The sequence below is a fragment of the Streptomyces sp. NPDC006174 genome, assembly GCF_040614075.1.
Classification (GTDB): domain Bacteria; phylum Actinomycetota; class Actinomycetes; order Streptomycetales; family Streptomycetaceae; genus Streptomyces.
In genome coordinates, this window is the sequence record NZ_JBEXTJ010000002.1 from 152285 (window position 1) to 170293 (window position 18009).

The following is an 18009-nucleotide window of genomic DNA, read 5'->3' on the forward strand; positions in this document are numbered from 1 at the left end:
GCCCGGGGTGAGACCGAGAGGCAGGCCAGGACCGATGGACCAGCAGCCGCCGGCGGACCGGGGCGCACCGGAGGGCGGTCAGGCCGTGCCGACCTGCTACCGGCACCCCGGCCGCGAGACCGGGATCAGCTGCACGCGCTGCGAGCGGCCGATCTGCACCGAGTGCATGGTCAGCGCCTCCGTCGGCTTCCAGTGCCCCGACTGCGTACGCCAGGGCTCGGGCACCGGCCACCATCCCACAGCGAACAGGCCCCGCACGGTGGCCGGCGGCACGGTGGCCGCCGATCCGCGGCTGGTCACCAAGATCCTGCTCGGGATCAACCTCGTGGTCTTCGTCGTGGTCGCGGCCGCTCCGCCGTCCCTGCTCGACGATCTGGTGCTGCTCGGCCGCGCCTGGGACCCGACGCCGCTGCCGGGCTCGGTCGAAGGCGTCGCCGAGGGTCAGTGGTATCGCCTGGTGACCTCGATGTTCCTGCACCAGGAGGTGTGGCACATCGGGTTCAACATGCTGGGTCTGTGGTGGCTCGGCGGACCGCTGGAGGCCGCGCTCGGCCGCGTCCGCTATCTCGCGCTCTATCTGCTCTCCGGGCTGGCCGGCAGCGCGCTGACCTATCTGATCGCCGCGCCGAACCAGCCGTCGCTCGGCGCCTCCGGCGCGATCTTCGGTCTGCTGGGCGCCACCGCGGTGCTGATGCGCCGGATGAACTACGACATGCGGCCGGTGCTGATCCTGCTGGCGCTGAACCTGGTCTTCACCTTCACCCTGGGCGGCATCGCGTGGGAGGCCCATGTGGGCGGTCTCGTCGCGGGTGTCCTGATCGCCGTAGGACTGGTGCACGCGCCGCGCGAGCGCCGTACGGCGGTGCAGGCCGGGACCTGTGCGCTGGTGCTGCTGGCGTCGGTGGCGATCATCGTCGCCCGCACGATGGCGCTGAGCTGAGTCGCTGAGAAGAGGGCTCCGCCCCCAGGACAGAGCTCAGTTGTCCACAGTGAGTGGTCGGCCTTGTGCATGGCAAGGGGAACATCTGTGCCCACCGTCGCTGAGCTGGGTTTTTCCCGCTGAAATACGAGATGCAGCCCCCCTTGGTGAGGGAGGCTGCAGTCACACCGGCGTCAACGTGAGTGGAGGTTATCCACAGATCGTCTGACCTTTTCCCCCAGCTGTGGATAACTCTGTGGGTAACTCAGGGCAGGGCTTGTGCTCGAGCCCGCTGTGTGCCGTGGGGACGCGCTACTTCCACTGCGTGGAGACGGCGAAGCCACCGGCGATGAAGCCGAAGCCCACGACGATGTTCCAGTTGCCCAGGGCGTCGATCGGCAGATCGCCCTCGGTCACGTAGAACACCACGATCCAGGCCAGCCCGATGAGGAACAGGGCCAGCATCACCGGAGCGACCCAACTGCGGTTGGTCAGCTTTATGGCCGTTGCCTGCTTCGCCGAGGGCGGCGTGAAGTCGGCCTTCTTGCGGATACGTGACTTCGGCACGAGGGACTCTCCTGTCGATGCGCTGCGTGACCGCGCAGGGATCTGTGGCGGGCGCCGGGGCGGGGATGGCCAGAGGGGGCATGCTGGCTCCCCCGGGCGTCCGTTAGCGTAGTGCTTCCATGGCGCCCGATGAGATAAGGGTACGTTGAGCAATTCTGCCGACTCTCCCGAAGAGCCGGTCCGGCACACCTCCACGTGGGCGGCCCGGGGACTCACCGCTGCCGTCTTCGCCCTGGCCGGACTGATCTTCGTCACCAGCGCCAACACGGCCAAGGGCACCAATCTGCGCAGCGACTCCTCCCTGCTCAAGCTCTCCGACCTGATCAAGGAACGCAGCGAGCACAACGCCGAGCTGAACGATTCGGTCGCCTCCGCGCGGGCGGACATCGACGCACTCGCCCAGCGCGACGACGGCTCCACCGAGGCCGAGGACGCCAAGCTCAAGGCCCTGGAGAAGGCGGCCGGCACCACGAAGATCACCGGTGACGCCGTCAGCGTCACCCTCAACGACGCCCCGCCGGACGCCACCGCCAACCCCGGCTATCCCGAGCCGCAACCCAACGACCTGGTCATCCACCAGCAGGACCTCCAGGCCGTGGTGAACGCCCTCTGGCAGGGCGGGGCGCGCGGGATCCAGGTGATGGACCAGCGGCTGATCTCCACCAGCGCGGTCCGCTGCGTCGGCAACACCCTGATCCTGCAGGGCCGCGTCTACTCCCCGCCGTACAAGGTCACCGCCGTGGGCGACCCCGGCAAGCTCAAGCAGGCGCTCAACGACTCCACGGCGATCCAGAACTACCAGCTGTACGTGAAGGCGTACGGGCTGGGCTGGAAAGTCGACGAGGACGACGCGGTGACTCTTCCCGGTTACTCGGGCACAGTGGATCTCCAGCACGCGAAGCCTGTGGAGTGAACCCGAGCTGATCCCCCGGGAGGCCGTCCGGTGTCGTCACGACCGTCGGTGCGATCGGTACGCCTCGTCGTCCGGACCTTCAGCGAACTGTGCATCACCGTCGGCGCCTTGACCGTCCTGTTCGTCGCCTACGTCCTGCTGTGGACAGGCGTCAAGGCGGCCGACGCGGCCGAAGGCGAGATCGAGACACTCCGCAGCGGCTGGGCCCAGGAGCCGGTGGCCGCTCCACCGGGAACCGCCGCCTCCGCTCCGGCCCCGTACCGCGACGGAAAGCCCTTCGCGACGCTGCACATCCCGCGCTTCGGCGTCGACTGGGAGTGGCCCGTCCTGGAGAACACCGAGGCCAGGACCTTGCAGAAGGGCCTCGGCCACTACAGCGGCACCGCCCGGCCCGGAGAGCGCGGGAACTTCGCGGTGGCCGGCCACCGCCGGACGTACGGAGACCCCTTCAAGGACTTTCCCCGCCTGCGCCCCGGGGACGCGGTGATCGTCAACGACGGCACGACCTGGTTCACGTACCGCATCGCGAAGAAGCCGTACCGGACCGTGCCGACCGACACCGCCGTCGTCGACCCGGTGCCCCGCCGCTCCGGCTTCGAGGGCCCCGGCCGCTATCTGACGCTCACCACCTGCGAGCCCGAGTGGGGCAGCAGCCACCGGCTGATCGCCTGGGCGCACCTGGACGCGACGCGGCCGGTGAGCGAGGGAAGGCCGCCGGACCTCACCGGCTGACCCGGGACCGGCCGGGGTTTTCCACAGGCTGACCCACTCTCCGGCCGCGGCACTCTAATCTGGTGCGAGTACCGAACGGAGGGGTCAGCATGTACGGCTGGATCTGGCGGCATCTGCCGGGCAACGCATGGGTGCGGAGTGTCATCGCGCTCGTGCTGGTTCTCGCGGTCGTCTACGCGCTGTTCCAGTACGTCTTCCCGTGGGCGGAGCCGCTGCTCCCGTTCGGTGATGTGACCGTCGACGGCGCGAGCGCCGGTGGGGCAGGAGCCGGGCAGTGAGCGCACGCATCCTCGTCGTGGACAACTACGACAGCTTCGTCTTCAACCTCGTCCAGTACCTCTACCAGCTCGGCGCCGAGTGCGAGGTGCTGCGCAACGACGAGGTGACCACCGCCCACGCCCAGGACGGCTTCGACGGCGTCCTGCTCTCCCCCGGCCCCGGCACGCCCGAGCAGGCCGGGGTCTGTGTCGAGATGGTGCGCCACTGCGCGGACACCGGCGTCCCGGTCTTCGGCGTCTGCCTGGGGATGCAGTCGATGGCCGTGGCGTACGGCGGTGTCGTCGACCGGGCTCCTGAGCTGCTGCACGGCAAGACCTCGCCGGTGGACCACGAGGGCAAGGGCGTCTTCGCCGGGCTGCCGTCCCCCTTCACCGCCACCCGCTACCATTCGCTCGCCGCCGAACCGGCCGCGCTGCCGCCTGAGTTGGAGGTCACCGCGCGTACGGCGGACGGCATCATCATGGGGCTGCGTCACCGGGACCGGGCGGTGGAAGGCGTGCAGTTCCACCCCGAGTCGGTGCTCACCGAGTACGGCCACCTGATGCTCGCCAACTGGCTGGAGCAGTGCGGCGACCAGGGGGCCGTGGCGCGGTCGGCGGGTCTCGCGCCGGTGGTGGGCAAGGCCGCGGCGTGACCGCACCCCGTCCCGATGACGGCCCCGGGCTCCAGGGCCCGTACGCGCGTGGAGCGTACGGGGCCGACGGGGCGTTCGTCGCGGCGGTGGGCGGGCTCGCGGACCCGCTCAACGACCCGCTGCCGGACCCGCTCGACGACCCGCTGCCGGACCCGCTCGCCGGTCCGTTGCCGGGGCAGCACGCTTCTCCGTGGTTCCGGAGCGAGGGCCCGCAGGGAGAGCCGCAGGCGTACGGAGGGCCTCAGGGGCCTCAGGAGCCTCAGGGCGCCCCGAGCGAGTGGTACGACCCCGAGGGATACCGGCGGGACTGGTACGGCTCCCAGCAGCCCCCTGCGCCCTCTCCCGGGCCCTCTCCGGTGCCGGCTCCCACGCCTGCTCCCTCGCCCGCGCCTGCTCCCTTGCCCGTGGTGCCTCCGGCCGACGAGACGCTGGGGCTGCGGACCGCGGAGACCCGGCGAATAGTCGCGGAGCCGTCCGAAGGACCCGAGCCGTACGCGTCGTACGAGCCGGCCGAACGGTCCGAACCGGCCGAACCGGCCATCGGCGGACGGGCCGAGCGGCGGCGGGCGGCCAAGGGCCGTGGCGGCCGCCGTCCCGCTCCGGCGGCCGCGAACGCCACCGCGCCGGCCGCTCCCATGTCCCGGATGGAGGCGCGGCGCGCGGCGAAGGCGGCCAAGGACAGTCCCGCCGTGGTCGCCAGCCGGGCCGTCGGCGAGATCTTCATCTCGCTGGGCGTCCTGATGCTGCTGTTCGTCACCTACCAGCTCTGGTGGACCAACGTCCGGGCCGAGCAGATCGCCGGCAAGGAGACGAACAAGATCCAGGAGGAGTGGGCCACCGGGGCCGGCAAGCCCGGGGTGTTCGCGCCGGGCCAGGGCTTCGCGATCATGCACATCCCCAAGCTCGACGTCGTCGTCCCCGTAGCCGAGGGCATCAACAAGGAGAAGGTCCTCGACCGGGGCCTGCTCGGCCACTACGGCGAAGGCAAGCTGAAGACGGCGATGCCCGAGGACGAGCAGGGCAACTTCGCGGTGGCGGGCCACCGCAACACCCACGGAGAACCGTTCCGCTACGTCAACAAGCTCAGCCCCGGCGACCCGATCGTGGTCGAGACGAGGGACGCGTACTACACGTACGAGATGACCAGCATCCTGCCGCAGACCTCGCCGTCGAACATCTCGGTCATCGAACCGATCCCGGTCGGATCCGGGTTCACCGAGCCGGGCCGGTACATCACGCTGACGACCTGCACCCCGGAGTTCACGAGTACCTACCGGCTGATCGTCTGGGGCAAGATGGTCGACGAACGGCCGCGCGGCGAGGGGAAGCCCAAGGCGCTCGTGGGCTGAACATCATCACGACAGGGACGGTGCGGTGGCAGCGAGGACCGAGCACGACGAGCGGACCGACGTGCCCGCGCCTCCCGCGCCCCGGCCTAGCCGGCACCCCATCGCCACGGCCGTCAGCGTCTTCGGCGAACTGCTGATCACCGCGGGCCTGGTGCTCGCGCTCTTCGTCGCGTACTCGCTCTGGTGGACCAACGTGCTCGCCGACCGCGAGGCCGGCAAGCAGGGCGACACGGTCCGCAGCAAGTGGGCGGACGGGCCGGGAGCCCTGGACACCAAGGACGGCGTCGGCTTCCTCCACGTACCCGCCATGAAGAACGGCGAGGTGCTGGTCAAGAAGGGCACCGACCCCAAGACCCTGAACAACGGCATCGCGGGCTACTACACCGACCCGGTCCCCTCCGCGCTTCCCTGGGACGACAAGGGCAACTTCACGCTGGCCGCGCACCGGGACGGGCACGGCGCCAAGTTCCACAACATCGACAAGCTGAAGAACGGCGACGCGATCGTCTTCGAGACCAAGGACACCTGGTACGTCTACAGGGTCTACAAGTCGCTCCCCGAGACCTCGAAGTTCAACGTCGAGGTCATCGAGCCGGTCCCGGAGGAGTCGGGCGTCAAGAAGCCCGGCCGCTACATCACGCTGACGACCTGCACCCCGGTCTACACGTCGAAGTACCGGTACATCGTCTGGGGCGAGCTGGAGCGTACGGAGAAGGTCGACAAGGACCGTACGAAGCCGGTGGAGCTGCTCTAGGGGGTACGGCGAAGGGCCCCGGTCACCATCCACGGTGACCGGGGCCCTTTCCCGTACGTACGGCTACGCCGGCGCTACTCGCCCGACGGGCCTCCGAAGATGCCGCCGCCGCCCTGGTCCCCGCCGCCGCCCGGCGTGGCGAAGATGTTGACCGCCGAGTTCTTGTCCACGGTCTCACCGACCCCCGGCTGCACGACGGCCACGATGGCGTTGTCCTCCTGCGACCCCTGGACGTTGCCGACCTGGAGGCCCGCCTCCTGGAGCTTCGCCTTGGCCTCGCCGAGCGTCATGCCCTGGATCTGCGGGACCTGGGTCTTCTCCGGCTCCGGCGGCTCCGGCGGGCCCTTGGAGACCTTGAGGACGATCTGCGCGTCCTTGGCGTGCTTGCCGGGCTGCGGCGTCTGCTCGACGACGGTGTCCTTCGGCTCCTCCGAGTCGACGTCGGCCCGCGAGATGTTGCTGAAGCCGATGTCCCGCAGCTGCTGTTCCGCGGCCGCGAAGGTGCGGGTGCGCATGTCGGGCAGGTCCAGGGTCTCCTTCTTGGCGACCGTGATGGTCACCTCGGAGCCGTCCTCCGCCTCGCTGCCGCCGTCGGGCTTCTGCTTGATCACCGTGCCCTCGGTCTTCTCGGACTCGACCGCGGTCACGTTGACCGTGAAGCCCTTGTCCTCCAGGGCCTTGCGGGCGCCGTCCTCGGACTTCTCCAGGACGTCGGGCACCTCGATCTTCGGAGCGCCGGAGGAGACCATGACCTCGACGGTCCCGTTCTCGTCCATCTCGCCGTTCTCCGGGGACTGCGAGCAGATGTCGCCCTTCTCCTGCTGTTCGCACGGCTCCTCGCCGGTGACCTTGAGGACGACCCCGGCCCGTTCGACGAGTTGCTCCGCCTCCTGGACGGTGGAGCCGACCAGGTTCGGCACGGGTACCCGGGCGTCGTTGCCACTGTCGCTGAAGACGGCCCGGCCGATCAGTATCGCGCCGATGAGCACCAGGATGCCCGCGACGACCAGCAGGATCGTCGAGGTGTTGCTCTTCTTCTGCGGCTGGCGCCGACGGCTCGCGCGGTCGTCGTAGCCGTAGCCGCCGTCGTCCGGGTTGACCGGCGGCAGCATCGACGTCTGCGCGTTGTTGGGGTCGGTCGGGCGCAGGGCGGCGGTGGGCTGGTCGGCGTTGTAGCCGTCGTAGCCTCCGTACCCCACGGCGCCCATCGCCGCCGCTGCCGCGACCGGCCGGCCGTCGAGGCAGGCCTCGATGTCGGCCCGCATCTCGTCGGCGGACTGGTAGCGGTAGTCCGGGTCCTTGGTGAGCGCCTTCAGCACGATCGCGTCCATCTCGGGCGTGATCTCGGGGTCGAAGTTGCTCGGCGGCTGCGGCTCCTCGCGCACGTGCTGGTAGGCCACGGCGACGGGCGAGTCCCCGACGAACGGCGGCCGGACCGCGAGCAGCTCGTAGAGCAGACAGCCGGTGGAGTACAGGTCGGACCGTGCGTCGACCTGCTCGCCCTTGGCCTGCTCCGGGGAGAGGTACTGCGCGGTGCCGATGACCGCGGCGGTCTGCGTCATGGTCATGCCGGAGTCGCCCATGGCCCGGGCGATGCCGAAGTCCATGACCTTGACCTGGCCGGTGCGCGTCAGCATGACGTTGGCCGGCTTGATGTCGCGGTGGACGATCTGGGCGCGGTGCGAGTACTCCAGCGCCTGGAGGATGCCGACCGTCATCTCCAGCGTGCGCTCGGGCAGCAGCCGGCGGCCGGAGTGCAGGAGCTCCCGCAGGGTCGACCCGTCGACGTACTCCATCACGATGTACGGGATGGAGACCCCGTCGACGTAGTCCTCGCCGGTGTCGTAGACGGCGACGATCGCGGGGTGGTTGAGCGAGGCGGCCGACTGGGCCTCACGGCGGAACCGGGCCTGGAAGGACGGATCGCGGGCCAGGTCGGCCCGGAGCGTCTTCACAGCTACGGTGCGGCCGAGCCGGGTGTCGTGGGCGAGGTAGACCTCGGCCATGCCACCACGGCCGAGCACCGAGCCCAGCTCGTACCGGCCGCCGAGGCGACGCGGCTCTTCCATAACTGTTCCAGCCCTCTCCGTCAGTCCTGACCGCACCCGTGTGTGTGGTCCGGCGGTGCGCTGTTCGCGCATACGCTACCGGGCACGGGTGACGTGATCCGCCCGCACCCGGCAGCCGATATCCGACCGGTATCCGATGTCCGGTATGGGCGGACGGCCGCCGTGACGGGCCTCACTGCTTGCTGTCGACGACCGCCTTCATCACGTCGCGCGCGATCGGGGCGGCCAGGCCGCCACCGGAGATGTCGTCCCGGTTGGCGTTGCCGTCCTCGACCACGACGGCGACGGCGACCGGGGAGCCGTTGTCGGTCTTCGCGTACGAGATGAACCAGGCGTACGGCTTCTCGCTGTTGTTCAGACCGTGCTGGGCGGTACCGGTCTTGCCGCCCACTGTGACGCCGGGGATCTGCGCGTTGGTTCCCGTGCCCTTCTCGACGACGGTCTCCATCATCTGCTGGACCTTCTGGGCGTTCTCGCCGGACAGTGCCCGGCTGAGCTCCTCGGGCTCGGCGGTGTAGATGTCGTCCAGGTTGGGCGCCTGGCGCTTGGCGACCATGTACGGCTGCATCAGCTTGCCGTCGTTGGCGATGGCGGAGGCCACCATGGCCATCTGGAGCGGCGTGGTCCGGTTGGACGCCTGGCCGATGCCGGCCATCGCGTTCTGCGGCCGGTTGTCCTCGGGATAGATGCTCGCGTCGGCGCGGACGGGCGTGAAGACTTCCTTGTTGAAGCCGAACTTGTCCGTCTGCTCGATCATCTTCTTGTTGCCGAGGTCGTCGCTCACCTTCCCGAAGACGGAGTTGCACGACACCCGCAGGGCCTCGCGCAACGACGCGTTCTCACAGGGGATGTCGCCCTCGTTCTGCAGCGGGATCTGCGTCTGCGGCAGCGTCCAGGGCAGCGGGGAGTTCGTCTTGGCGTCGATGTCGTCGTAGAGCCCGTTCTCCAGGGCCGCGGCGGCGGTGACGACCTTGAACGTGGAGCCGGGCGGGTAGGTCTCGCGCAGTGCCCGGTTGAGCATCGGCTTGTCCTTGTCCTTCAGGAGCTGCTGCCGGGCGTCCGAGTCCTTGAGCGAGTTCCCGGCGAAGACCGAGGGGTCGTACGACGGCGTGCTCGCGAGCGCGAGGATGGCACCGGTCTGCGGGTCCAGGGCGACGACGGCACCCTTCTTCTCGCCGAGCCCCTTGAACGCGGCCTTCTGCGCGGCCCCGTTGAGGGTGGTGACGACGTTGCCGCCCTGCTTCTTCTCGCCGGTGAACATCGACATCGTCCGGTCGAAGAACAGCTGGTCGCTGTTGCCGGTGAGGATGCCGTCCTCGAGGTTCTCCAGCTGCGAGGAGTCGAAGGCCTGCGAGGAGTAGCCGGTCACGGGGGCCCAGAGAGGCCCGTCCTTCCAGACCCGCTTGTACGTGAAGTCGCCGTCCTCGGTCTCGGCGGAGCCGGTGATGGCCTTGCCGTCCACGATGATGTCGCCGCGCTCGTGGGCGTAGCGCTCGATCTGGACGCGGCGGTTGTACTTGTGGCTGTTCAGCTCGTCCGCACGGACGTACTGGAGCCAGTTGTCCCGGATCAGGAGGGCCAGGACGAGGATCCCGCAGAAGACCGCGATCCGGCGCAGTGGCTTGTTCACGGTCGGACCACCTGCGTCATCTCTGCGTCGGTCGAGGGTGCGGGCGCCGGGGCGGGGCGGCGTGCGGTGTCGCTGATCCGGATGAGGATGGCGATCAGGGCCCAGTTGGCCAGTACGGAGGAACCGCCCGCCGCCAGGAACGGCATGGTCATACCGGTGAGCGGGATGAGCCCCATCACACCGCCGGCGACGACGAACACCTGGATCGCGAACGATCCCGAGAGGCCGATCGCGAGGAGCTTGCCGAACGGGTCGCGGGCCGCCAGCGCGGTGCGCACGCCGCGCTCCACGATCAGGCCGTAGACCAGGAGCACACCCATCATCCCGGCGAGCCCCAGCTCCTCGCCGACGGTGGCGAGGATGAAGTCGGAGTTGGCGGCGAAGCCGATCAGGTCGGAGTGACCCTGTCCGAGACCGGTCCCGAGGGTGCCTCCGGAGCCGAACGCCATCAGCGACTTGGCCATCTGCTCGCTCGCCGGCTCCACACCCCAGCCCGCGAACGGGTCCAGCCACGCGGTGACGCGCTGCTGGACGTGCGGTTCGAACGAGGCGACACCGACAGCACCGATCGCGGACATCAGCAGACCGAAGACGATCCAGCTGGTGCGCTCGGTGGCGACGTACAGCATCACGACGAACATGCCGAAGAAGAGCAGCGAGGAACCGAGGTCGGTCTCGAAGACCAGGATCAGGATCGAGAACGCCCAGACCATCAGGATCGGGCCCAGGTCACGGCCGCGAGGCAGGTACAGGCCCATGAACCGGCGGCTGGCCAGAGCCAGCGCGTCCCGCTTGACCATCAGGTAACCCGCGAAGAACACCGCGATGATGATCTTGGCGAACTCGCCGGGCTGGAGCGTACCGACCCCGGGGATCTTGATCCAGATCTTGGCGCCGTTCACCGCCGGGAAGAACATCGGCAGGATCAGCAGGAACAGCGCCACGAGCATGGAGATGTACGTGTAGCGCTGGAGGATGCGGTGGTCCTTCAGGATGGCCAGCACCGCGACGAGCATGCCCACGCCGATCGCGGAGAACAGCAACTGCTTCGAAGCGGCTGGGGCGAAGGTCTTCAGGGCCTGGAACCGTTCGGACTGGTCCAGGCGCCAGATGATCGCCAGGCCGAGGCCGTTCAGGAGGACGGCCAGGGGCAGCAGCAGCGGGTCGGCGTGCTTGGCGAACCGGCGCACCGCGAGGTGGGCGACGCCGCCGAGCAGGGCGAGCCCCGCTCCGTAACCGAGCATGCCCGAGGGCAGTTCGCCGTTGAGGGCGAGGCCCACGTTGGCGTAGGCGAACACCGAGATGGCGACGGCGAAGATGACGAGCGCCAGCTCGGTGTTGCGGCGGCTCGGTGCGTCGATCGCGCCGATGGTGGTCGTGTTGGTGACAACGCTCATGGTGCTGAAGGCCCCCTACGGCTTACTGCTTACCGCACTGCGGGACCAGCTTCTTCTCTTCCTCCGAGAGGCTGGGGCCGGGAGTGGGAGTCGCGGTGTTCGGCTTGGTCCCCGTGGTGGGGGGAGTGGCGGAAGTCTCGGCTTCGGCGGCGCGGCGCTGCGCGTCCTTCTTGCAGGCGGATGCCTGGGCGGCGAGTTCGTCGACCTTCTTGCGGGCGTCGGTCATGCTGCCCTCGGCGATCGTGGCCTCGACCTGCTTGCGCTGGTACGGCGGCAGGTACTTGAGCTCGATCTCGGGGTGGTTCTTCTCGACCTCGGAGAGCGAGATCCAGGCGAGGTCCTGGCTGATGCCGCGGAACAGCGCCACGTTCTCGTTCTGCGCGCCGACGTAGAACTGGGTCTGCGTCCAGCGGTAGCCGCCGTAGAGGCCGCCGCCGATCACGGCCAGGGCCAGCACGGTGAAGAAGGACCGCTTGAGCCACTTGCGGCCGCCGCGCGGCTTGTCGAGGTCGTCGTCGGCGTACGCGTCGTACGAGCCGTCCGGCACGGAGCCGTAACCGGAGTCACCGCTGCCGGGCGGGCCGAAGCCGCCCGAGGGCGGTGGGACCGGGCGGCCGAGACCGGCCGCGCGGCCGGCGGGCGTCTGCATGGCCCCGCCGTCGTTCAGCACCGCCTGGTTCTCGGCGACCGCTCCGACGACGACCGGGGTGTCGTTGAGCCGGCCGGCCAGGGTGTCGTTGTTGTCGACGTCCAGGACGTCGGCCACGATGCAGGTGATGTTGTCGGGGCCGCCGCCGCGCAGAGCGAGCTGGATGAGCTCCTGGATGGTCTCCTGCGGGCCCTGGTAGCTGGCCAGGGTCTCTTCCATGGTCTGGTGCGAGACCACGCCGGAGAGGCCGTCGGAGCAGATCAGATAGCGGTCACCGGCACGGACCTCGCGGATGGAGAGATCCGGCTCCACGTGGTCGCCGCTGCCCAGCGCCCGCATCAGCAGCGAGCGCTGCGGATGGGTGGTGGCCTCTTCCTCGGTGATGCGGCCCTCGTCGACGAGGCGCTGCACCCAGGTGTGGTCCTGCGTGATCTGGGTCAGGACGCCGTCGCGCAGCAGGTACGCGCGGGAGTCGCCGACGTGCACCAGACCGAGCCGCTGGCCGGTCCAGAGCAGGGCGGTGAGCGTGGTGCCCATGCCCTCCAGCTGGGGGTCCTCCTCGACCATGACGCGCAGCTGGTCGTTGGCCTGCTGCACCGCCGTGGCCAGCGAGGTCAGGATGTCCGAGCCCGGGACGTCGTCGTCGAGCTGGACGAGCGTGGAGATCACCTCGGAGCTGGCGACCTCACCGGCCGCCTGTCCGCCCATGCCGTCGGCGATGGCGAGGAGACGCGGGCCGGCGTAGCCGGAGTCCTCGTTCCCCTCCCGGATCATGCCTTTGTGCGATCCGGCGGCGAAGCGCAGGGACAGACTCATGCGCACCTGCCCGCTCGACGCTCCGTCGGGGTACAGCCTGTCTCGAGCCACACTGCCCACCCTCCGGTCGGGAACCGGGCCGCGTCCGTCGTCCGGACCGCCGCGGCTCGCTCGCTCCGCTCGCTCATTGTCGTACTACTTCCGCAGCTCGATGACGGTCTTGCCGATACGGATCGGCGCGCCCAGCGGAACAGGCGTCGGGGTGGTGAGCCGGGTCCGTTCCAGATACGTGCCGTTGGTGGACCCGAGATCCTCCACGATCCACTGGCCGTCCCGGTCGGGGTAGATCCTGGCATGCCGGCTGGACGCGTAGTCGTCGTCCAGCACGATCGTCGAATCGTGGGCCCGGCCCAGCGTGATGGTCTGGCCCTGGAGCGCGACCGTGGTGCCCGTGAGGGTGCCTTCGGACACGACCAGCTTGGTGGGTGCCCCGCGGCGCTGGCGCCCGGGCTGCTGGCGCTGCTGGGGCGGCGCCGCTTGTTGTTGTTGGCGGCCCTGTTGCGGGCGCGCGTCGGCGGCAGTGCGGCGTGAGCCGCGCTGCGTGACGCGCGTTCCGAACAGGTCGCTGCGGATGACCTGGACGGCCACGATCACGAACAGCCACAGAACAGCCAGGAAACCTAGCCGCATGACCGTCAGGGTCAGCTCTGACATTGCCCCCGCTTCACCCTTCGGCTTGCCGGTAAACGATGGTGGTGCTGCCCACGACGATCCGCGAGCCGTCGCGGAGCGTAGCGCGGGTGGTGTGCTGCCCGTCCACCACGATGCCGTTGGTGGACCCGAGATCCTGGATCGTCGAGGGCGTTCCGGTCCGGATCTCACAGTGCCGGCGCGATACGCCGGGGTCGTCGATCCGCACGTCGGCGTCGGTGGATCGTCCCATCACCAACGTCGGGCGGGAAATCTGATGGCGGGTGCCGTTGATCTCGATCCAGCGCCGCACCTGGGCGTCCGGCAGCGCGCCGGGCCCGGCCGGCGGGCGCCGGTCGCCCACGGGCGCCGCGGGCCGTCCACCGCCGGGCGGCGGGGCCGCGGGCATCGGCGGAGCGGCGGCCGGCGGGTAGCCGTAGCCACCGGGGGCCTGCGCGGCGGGCCGCCCGGGAGCGGGCCGCTGGGGCTCGTCGAACTGGTCCTGCTGTGACGAACTCGACGCCAGAGTGCGGCTGCGCACCCGGTAGAGACCGGTGTCCAGGTCGTCGGCCTTCTCCAGGTGGACCTTGATCGGCCCCATGAACGTGTAGCGCTGCTGCTTGGCGTAGTCGCGCACCAGGCCCGACAGCTCGTCGCCCAGCTGGCCCGAGTACGGGCTGAGCCGCTCGTAGTCGGGTGTGCTGAGCTCGACGATGAAGTCGTTGGGGACGACGGTCCGCTCGCGGTTCCAGATCGTCGCGTTGTTGTCGCACTCCCGCTGGAGCGCGCCGGCGATCTCGACCGGCTGCACCTCGGACTTGAAGACCTTGGCGAAGGTGCCGTTGACCAGCCCTTCGAGGCGCTGCTCGAAACGCTTCATGACCCCCATGGGGCACCTCCTCCGGTGTCATCGTCCCTGTACTGCTTACTGATCGTATCCACGCGTCGGGAAATCGGCTGGTTCCCCTTCTCTGCCCTGTGGATGAGTGTCACCCCTCACACGGATCGTAGAGGTGGCCTCCTCACAGTGTCCCGCACACCGGATGCTCTCTGGAGGAGTGGGGGCGGCGGCTCCGCGTTCCCGTTTCCCGTCCCGGGGTCCGCGAAACAACGGATGTGAATCCACCCTGTCCACCGTGCTAATCTTCCGGATGTCGCCAGGCGCTCGCACCACACAGGTGAGAGAGGGTCTGGGAACACCACTCTTGCGCGAGTGGCGGAACGGCAGACGCGCTGGCTTCAGGTGCCAGTGTCCTTAGGGACGTGGGGGTTCAAATCCCCCCTCGCGCACAAAGTGGGACACCGAAAAAGTGTCCTGCGGGCAACGACGAACGGTCGGCATCGTGATCACGGTGCCGACCGTTCTGTTATGTCCTCGTGGTGGAGTGGCCCGTGTCTGTCCTCACGGTGGGGTGCCTCGCGGTGGTGCCGCCCCGGGGCCGGGACGGCACCTTCCGGGGATCAGGCCTTGAGGCGGGCCATCCATGCCTCGATCTCGTCGGCCTCCCGGGGCAGGCCGGCCGAGAGGTTCTCGTTGCCGTCCTCGGTGACGAGGATGTCGTCCTCGATGCGTACGCCGATGCCCCGGTACTCCTCGGGCACCGTCAGGTCGTCCTCCTGGAAGTAGAGGCCCGGCTCCACGGTCAGGCACATGCCCGGCTCCAGCGGGCCCTCGACGTACGCCTCGGTCCGGGCCGCGGCGCAGTCGTGCACGTCCAGGCCGAGCATGTGGCCGGTTCCGTGCATGGTCCAGCGGCGCTGGAGGCCGAGCTCCAGGACCTTCTCCACGTCCAGGCCGTCGTCGAACAGGCCCCACTCGACGAGCTTGGTGGCCAGCACGCGCTGTGCGGCCCGGTGGAAGTCGCGGTACGGAGCGCCCGGCCTCACCGCCGCGATGCCGGCCGACTGGGCCTCGTACACCGCGTCGTAGATCTTGCGCTGGAGGGGCGTGAACCGGCCGTTGACCGGCAGGGTGCGGGTCACGTCGGCGGTGTAGAGGTTGCGGGTCTCGACGCCGGCGTCGAGCAGCAGCAGTTCGCCGTCGCGGACCGCGCCGTCGTTGCGGACCCAGTGGATGGTGGTGGCGTGCGGTCCGGCGGCGGCGATCGTGCTGTAGCCGACGTCGTTGCCCTCCACGCGGGCCCGCAGGAAGAACGTGCCTTCGATGTACCGCTCCGACGTCTCCTGCGCCCGGTCGAGCGAGCGGACGACGTCCTCGAAGCCGCGGGCCGTGGCCTCGCAGGCGAAGCGGAGATCGGCGATCTCGAACTCGTCCTTGATCCGGCGCATTTCGGAGAGGAAGACGCGGAACTCCTCGTCCCGCTCCGCGGTGACCTTGTCGGCGAGGGCCTCCTCGATGCCCGCGTCGTAACCGCGCAGCAGGCGGACCGGCCCGGTGCCCGACCCGAGCGCTTCGGCGAGCGGCCGGACGTCCTGGCAGGGCAGGCCGAGGAGCCGCTCGTTCTCGGTGAGGCTGTTGCGCCGGCCGTCCCACAGCTCGCCCTGGCCGGAGAGCCAGAACTCGCCGTTCTCCCGGTCGGACCGGGGCAGCAGGTACGCGGTCGCCTTGTGGCCGCCGTCCGCCGCGGGCTCCAGGACCAGCACCGCGTCCTCGGTCTGGTCACCCGTCAGATACGTGTAGTCGGACGACGGACGGAACCGGTAGAAGGTGTCGTTGGCGCGGACCTTCAGATTGCCGGCCGGGATCACCAGACGCTCGCCCGGGAAGCGGGCCGAGAGGCCGGCGCGGCGGCGTGCGGTGTGCCGGGCCTGAGGGATCGGCAGCAGGTCATGCCGCTCGGTGTCCGCCCAGCCGTCCTTCATGTTCGCGGCGAGCTCGTCGCTCACGCCCTGCTCCAGGCCGTTCTTCCGCTGTTTCGTGGCTTCGCTCTCCTCGTCCACCGGGGTCTCCGGGGCGAGGGCTTGCCGGCCGATCTCCTGGTCGATCTCCTGGATCTCGACCTTGACCTCGGTCACGCTGCCTCCTGATTGCCGCTTATGACTGGCTCCGGCACGTACGGTCTGCCGCCATCGTATGGGAAAACACGAATATTACTCCGCCCGGAATATTCTGATCATGCCGAGTGAGATACTTTGGCCGACGACCAGTTGATCGTGTGCGGCGAGCCGCGTGGATTCCTGTAGGCGACTCCGTACGGTCAACAGCGGTGCCTGCGTACGGTCGTCGGCAGCGGTGAACTGCCTGGTCGGTAACTCCTTTGTCTCCATTCGGGGTATTGACACCCCGTGGTGGCCTGCCTAGCATGACGATCCGCCACATGGGGAGTGTGGCAAAGGAGTTCGGATCGCTGACGGACGCGGAATGCGGGTTTCCGAACGTGCGGCTGATCGCGTTGTTCTCGACCTCGGGACCACGAGGTTATTCGATTCATTCGTCTCTGTGCCGACAGGAGAATGGTGTCCGAGAGTGCGCCGCCGTCGAATTTCGGGCTCGGGTCCTACCTGCGATTGCTGAGATCGCCCGGCGCGGGCACGCTGGCCTTCTGGGGCATGGTCGGCCGCTTTCCGATCGCCATGCGTTCCATCGGCTGTCTGATGCTTATTTCGGCCGTCACCGGATCTCTGGGTGAGGCCGGTGTGGTGGCGGCGGCCATGCTCATTTCACAAGGTGTGGCGGCGCCGTTCCTCGGGCGTCTCGCCGACCGGCACAGCCAGCGCAAGGTCCTGCTGACCACGTGTGCGGGCCACGCCGTCGGCATGGCGCTGCTGCTGACGGCGATCGGCCTGGAGCTGCCGCTCTGGGCGATGATCGCCGCGGCCCTCGTCACCGGATGCACCTCGGTGTCGTTCACCGGCTTCATGCGGGCGCGGTGGGCGGCGTTCGTCGATCAGGGTTCGCTGCGTACCGCGTACGCCATGGAGTCGATCCTCGACGACACGATCTTCCTCCTGGGGCCGCTGCTGGTCACGGTGTTGAGCCCGGCGGCCTTCCCGGCCGGCGGACTGATCGCCTGCGCGGTCCTGACCGTGACCGGATCGGTCGTGGTGGCGCTGCACCGGAGCTCCGAGCCGATGCGTGCCCGCGAGCCGGGCGGCAGCCCGCAGCGGGCGATCGCGGTGCCCGGCGTCTGGGTGCTGATGGCGGCCTACGCGGGCATGGGCTTCCTGTTCGGCGCGGTCGACGTCTCGATGATCGCGTTCGCACAGGAGCGGTCGGAGCCCGGACTGGGCGGCGTGCTGCTGGCGTTGATCGCGGTCGGCAGCCTCGTCGCCGGACTGGCGTACGGCGCCGTCGACTGGCGCGTGCCGCAGTCCGGTCTGCTCGTGGTCACCTCCTGTGTGCTGACACTCAGCGCGATTCCGCTGGCCTTCGCGGACACCTTCCCGGTGATGGCCCTCTTCGCGGTCCTCGCGGGCATCGCGATCTCGCCGGCCCTGATCGCCGGGAGCACCCTCCTCGAATCGGTGGCCCCCAAGGGCTCCCTGTCCGAGGCGTTCTCCTGGCTCAACAGCTGCGGCGCCCTCGGTATCGCGTCGGGTATCGCCGTCGGCGGACACCTGGGCGAGCAGGGCACCTCGGCGCACGCCGCCTGGGCGGGAGCCGTCGGCGGGCTGGTCGCGCTGGTGGTCAGCCTCGTCGGACAGCCCGCGCTGCGGAAGGGGAGGCCGGTCTCGGCGGTGAATCCTGAATTGACAACGGCGGAACAGTGA

At 69.3% G+C, this 18009-nt stretch carries 16 protein-coding genes and 1 tRNA gene; 9 read left to right on the forward strand and 8 right to left on the reverse strand.

Annotated elements, in window-relative coordinates:
• Positions 1-34 precede the first annotated feature (34 nt).
• Positions 35-940 carry a rhomboid family intramembrane serine protease gene (locus ABZ267_RS05145; RefSeq protein ID WP_356749702.1) on the forward strand — a complete coding sequence of 302 codons (906 nt, stop codon included), beginning with the start codon at positions 35-37 and terminating at the stop codon, positions 938-940.
• 291 nt (positions 941-1231) lie between these two features.
• On the opposite strand, the gene crgA is transcribed toward ABZ267_RS05145, so the two are convergent.
• Complete coding sequence (crgA, locus tag ABZ267_RS05150) at positions 1232-1486, reverse strand: cell division protein CrgA (protein WP_356749704.1); 255 nt, start codon at positions 1484-1486, stop codon at positions 1232-1234.
• 145 nt (positions 1487-1631) lie between these two features.
• Between crgA and ABZ267_RS05155 the strand changes: the two genes are divergently transcribed.
• The 6 genes from ABZ267_RS05155 to ABZ267_RS05180 all read left to right on the forward strand — a co-directional run bounded on the left by ABZ267_RS05155 (position 1632) and on the right by ABZ267_RS05180 (position 6147).
• Positions 1632-2399: a DUF881 domain-containing protein gene (locus ABZ267_RS05155; RefSeq protein WP_356749706.1), complete on the forward strand. Its 768-nt coding sequence runs from the start codon at positions 1632-1634 to the stop codon at positions 2397-2399.
• Between the two features lie 30 nt (positions 2400-2429).
• Entirely contained in the window at positions 2430-3131 is a 702-nt protein-coding gene (locus ABZ267_RS05160) for a class E sortase (protein WP_356749708.1), read from the forward strand.
• 89 nt (positions 3132-3220) lie between these two features.
• Complete coding sequence (locus ABZ267_RS05165; protein WP_069735720.1) at positions 3221-3409, forward strand: hypothetical protein; 189 nt, start codon at positions 3221-3223, stop codon at positions 3407-3409.
• On the forward strand, positions 3406-4044 hold the full coding sequence (locus tag ABZ267_RS05170; RefSeq protein WP_018513899.1) for an aminodeoxychorismate/anthranilate synthase component II: 639 nt from the start codon (positions 3406-3408) through the stop codon (positions 4042-4044). The genes ABZ267_RS05165 and ABZ267_RS05170 overlap by 4 nt, the downstream gene beginning before the upstream one ends.
• Entirely contained in the window at positions 4041-5393 is a 1353-nt protein-coding gene (locus ABZ267_RS05175) for a class E sortase (RefSeq protein WP_356749711.1), read from the forward strand. The genes ABZ267_RS05170 and ABZ267_RS05175 overlap by 4 nt, the downstream gene beginning before the upstream one ends.
• 25 nt (positions 5394-5418) lie before the next feature.
• Positions 5419-6147 carry a class E sortase gene (locus ABZ267_RS05180; RefSeq protein ID WP_356749712.1) on the forward strand — a complete coding sequence of 243 codons (729 nt, stop codon included), beginning with the start codon at positions 5419-5421 and terminating at the stop codon, positions 6145-6147.
• A gap of 74 nt (positions 6148-6221) precedes the next feature.
• Here ABZ267_RS05180 and pknB read toward each other — a convergent pair whose 3' ends face one another.
• The 6 genes from pknB to ABZ267_RS05210 all read right to left on the reverse strand — a co-directional run bounded on the left by pknB (position 6222) and on the right by ABZ267_RS05210 (position 14227).
• On the reverse strand, positions 6222-8216 hold the full coding sequence (gene pknB / locus ABZ267_RS05185; RefSeq protein WP_356749714.1) for a Stk1 family PASTA domain-containing Ser/Thr kinase: 1995 nt from the start codon (positions 8214-8216) through the stop codon (positions 6222-6224).
• 172 nt (positions 8217-8388) lie between these two features.
• The gene (locus ABZ267_RS05190; protein WP_356749716.1) at positions 8389-9846 is read right to left on the reverse strand and encodes a penicillin-binding protein 2; all 1458 of its coding nucleotides are present in this window, start codon (positions 9844-9846) and stop codon (positions 8389-8391) included.
• The gene (locus tag ABZ267_RS05195; protein WP_356749718.1) at positions 9843-11243 is read right to left on the reverse strand and encodes an FtsW/RodA/SpoVE family cell cycle protein; all 1401 of its coding nucleotides are present in this window, start codon (positions 11241-11243) and stop codon (positions 9843-9845) included. Before ABZ267_RS05195 ends, ABZ267_RS05190 begins: the two co-directional genes overlap by 4 nt.
• Before the next feature lie 22 nt (positions 11244-11265).
• Positions 11266-12708, reverse strand: a complete 1443-nt coding sequence (locus ABZ267_RS05200; RefSeq protein WP_356749720.1) for a Stp1/IreP family PP2C-type Ser/Thr phosphatase — start codon at positions 12706-12708, stop codon at positions 11266-11268.
• A gap of 135 nt (positions 12709-12843) precedes the next feature.
• Positions 12844-13362 (reverse strand): FHA domain-containing protein, encoded by a 519-nt coding sequence (locus ABZ267_RS05205; RefSeq protein WP_003967913.1) that lies wholly within the window; start codon positions 13360-13362, stop codon positions 12844-12846.
• A gap of 10 nt (positions 13363-13372) precedes the next feature.
• Positions 13373-14227 carry a DUF3662 and FHA domain-containing protein gene (locus ABZ267_RS05210; RefSeq protein WP_356749722.1) on the reverse strand — a complete coding sequence of 285 codons (855 nt, stop codon included), beginning with the start codon at positions 14225-14227 and terminating at the stop codon, positions 13373-13375.
• 318 nt (positions 14228-14545) lie between these two features.
• Between ABZ267_RS05210 and ABZ267_RS05215 the strand changes: the two genes are divergently transcribed.
• Positions 14546-14628 (forward strand) — tRNA-Leu (locus ABZ267_RS05215).
• Between the two features lie 171 nt (positions 14629-14799).
• Here ABZ267_RS05215 and ABZ267_RS05220 read toward each other — a convergent pair.
• A complete protein-coding gene (locus ABZ267_RS05220) occupies positions 14800-16272 on the reverse strand; it encodes an aminopeptidase P family protein (RefSeq protein ID WP_356750057.1) in 1473 nt (490 codons plus the stop codon).
• A 483-nt stretch (positions 16273-16755) separates the two neighbouring features.
• Between ABZ267_RS05220 and ABZ267_RS05225 the strand changes: the two genes are divergently transcribed.
• A complete protein-coding gene (locus ABZ267_RS05225) occupies positions 16756-18009 on the forward strand; it encodes an MFS transporter (protein ID WP_356749724.1) in 1254 nt (417 codons plus the stop codon).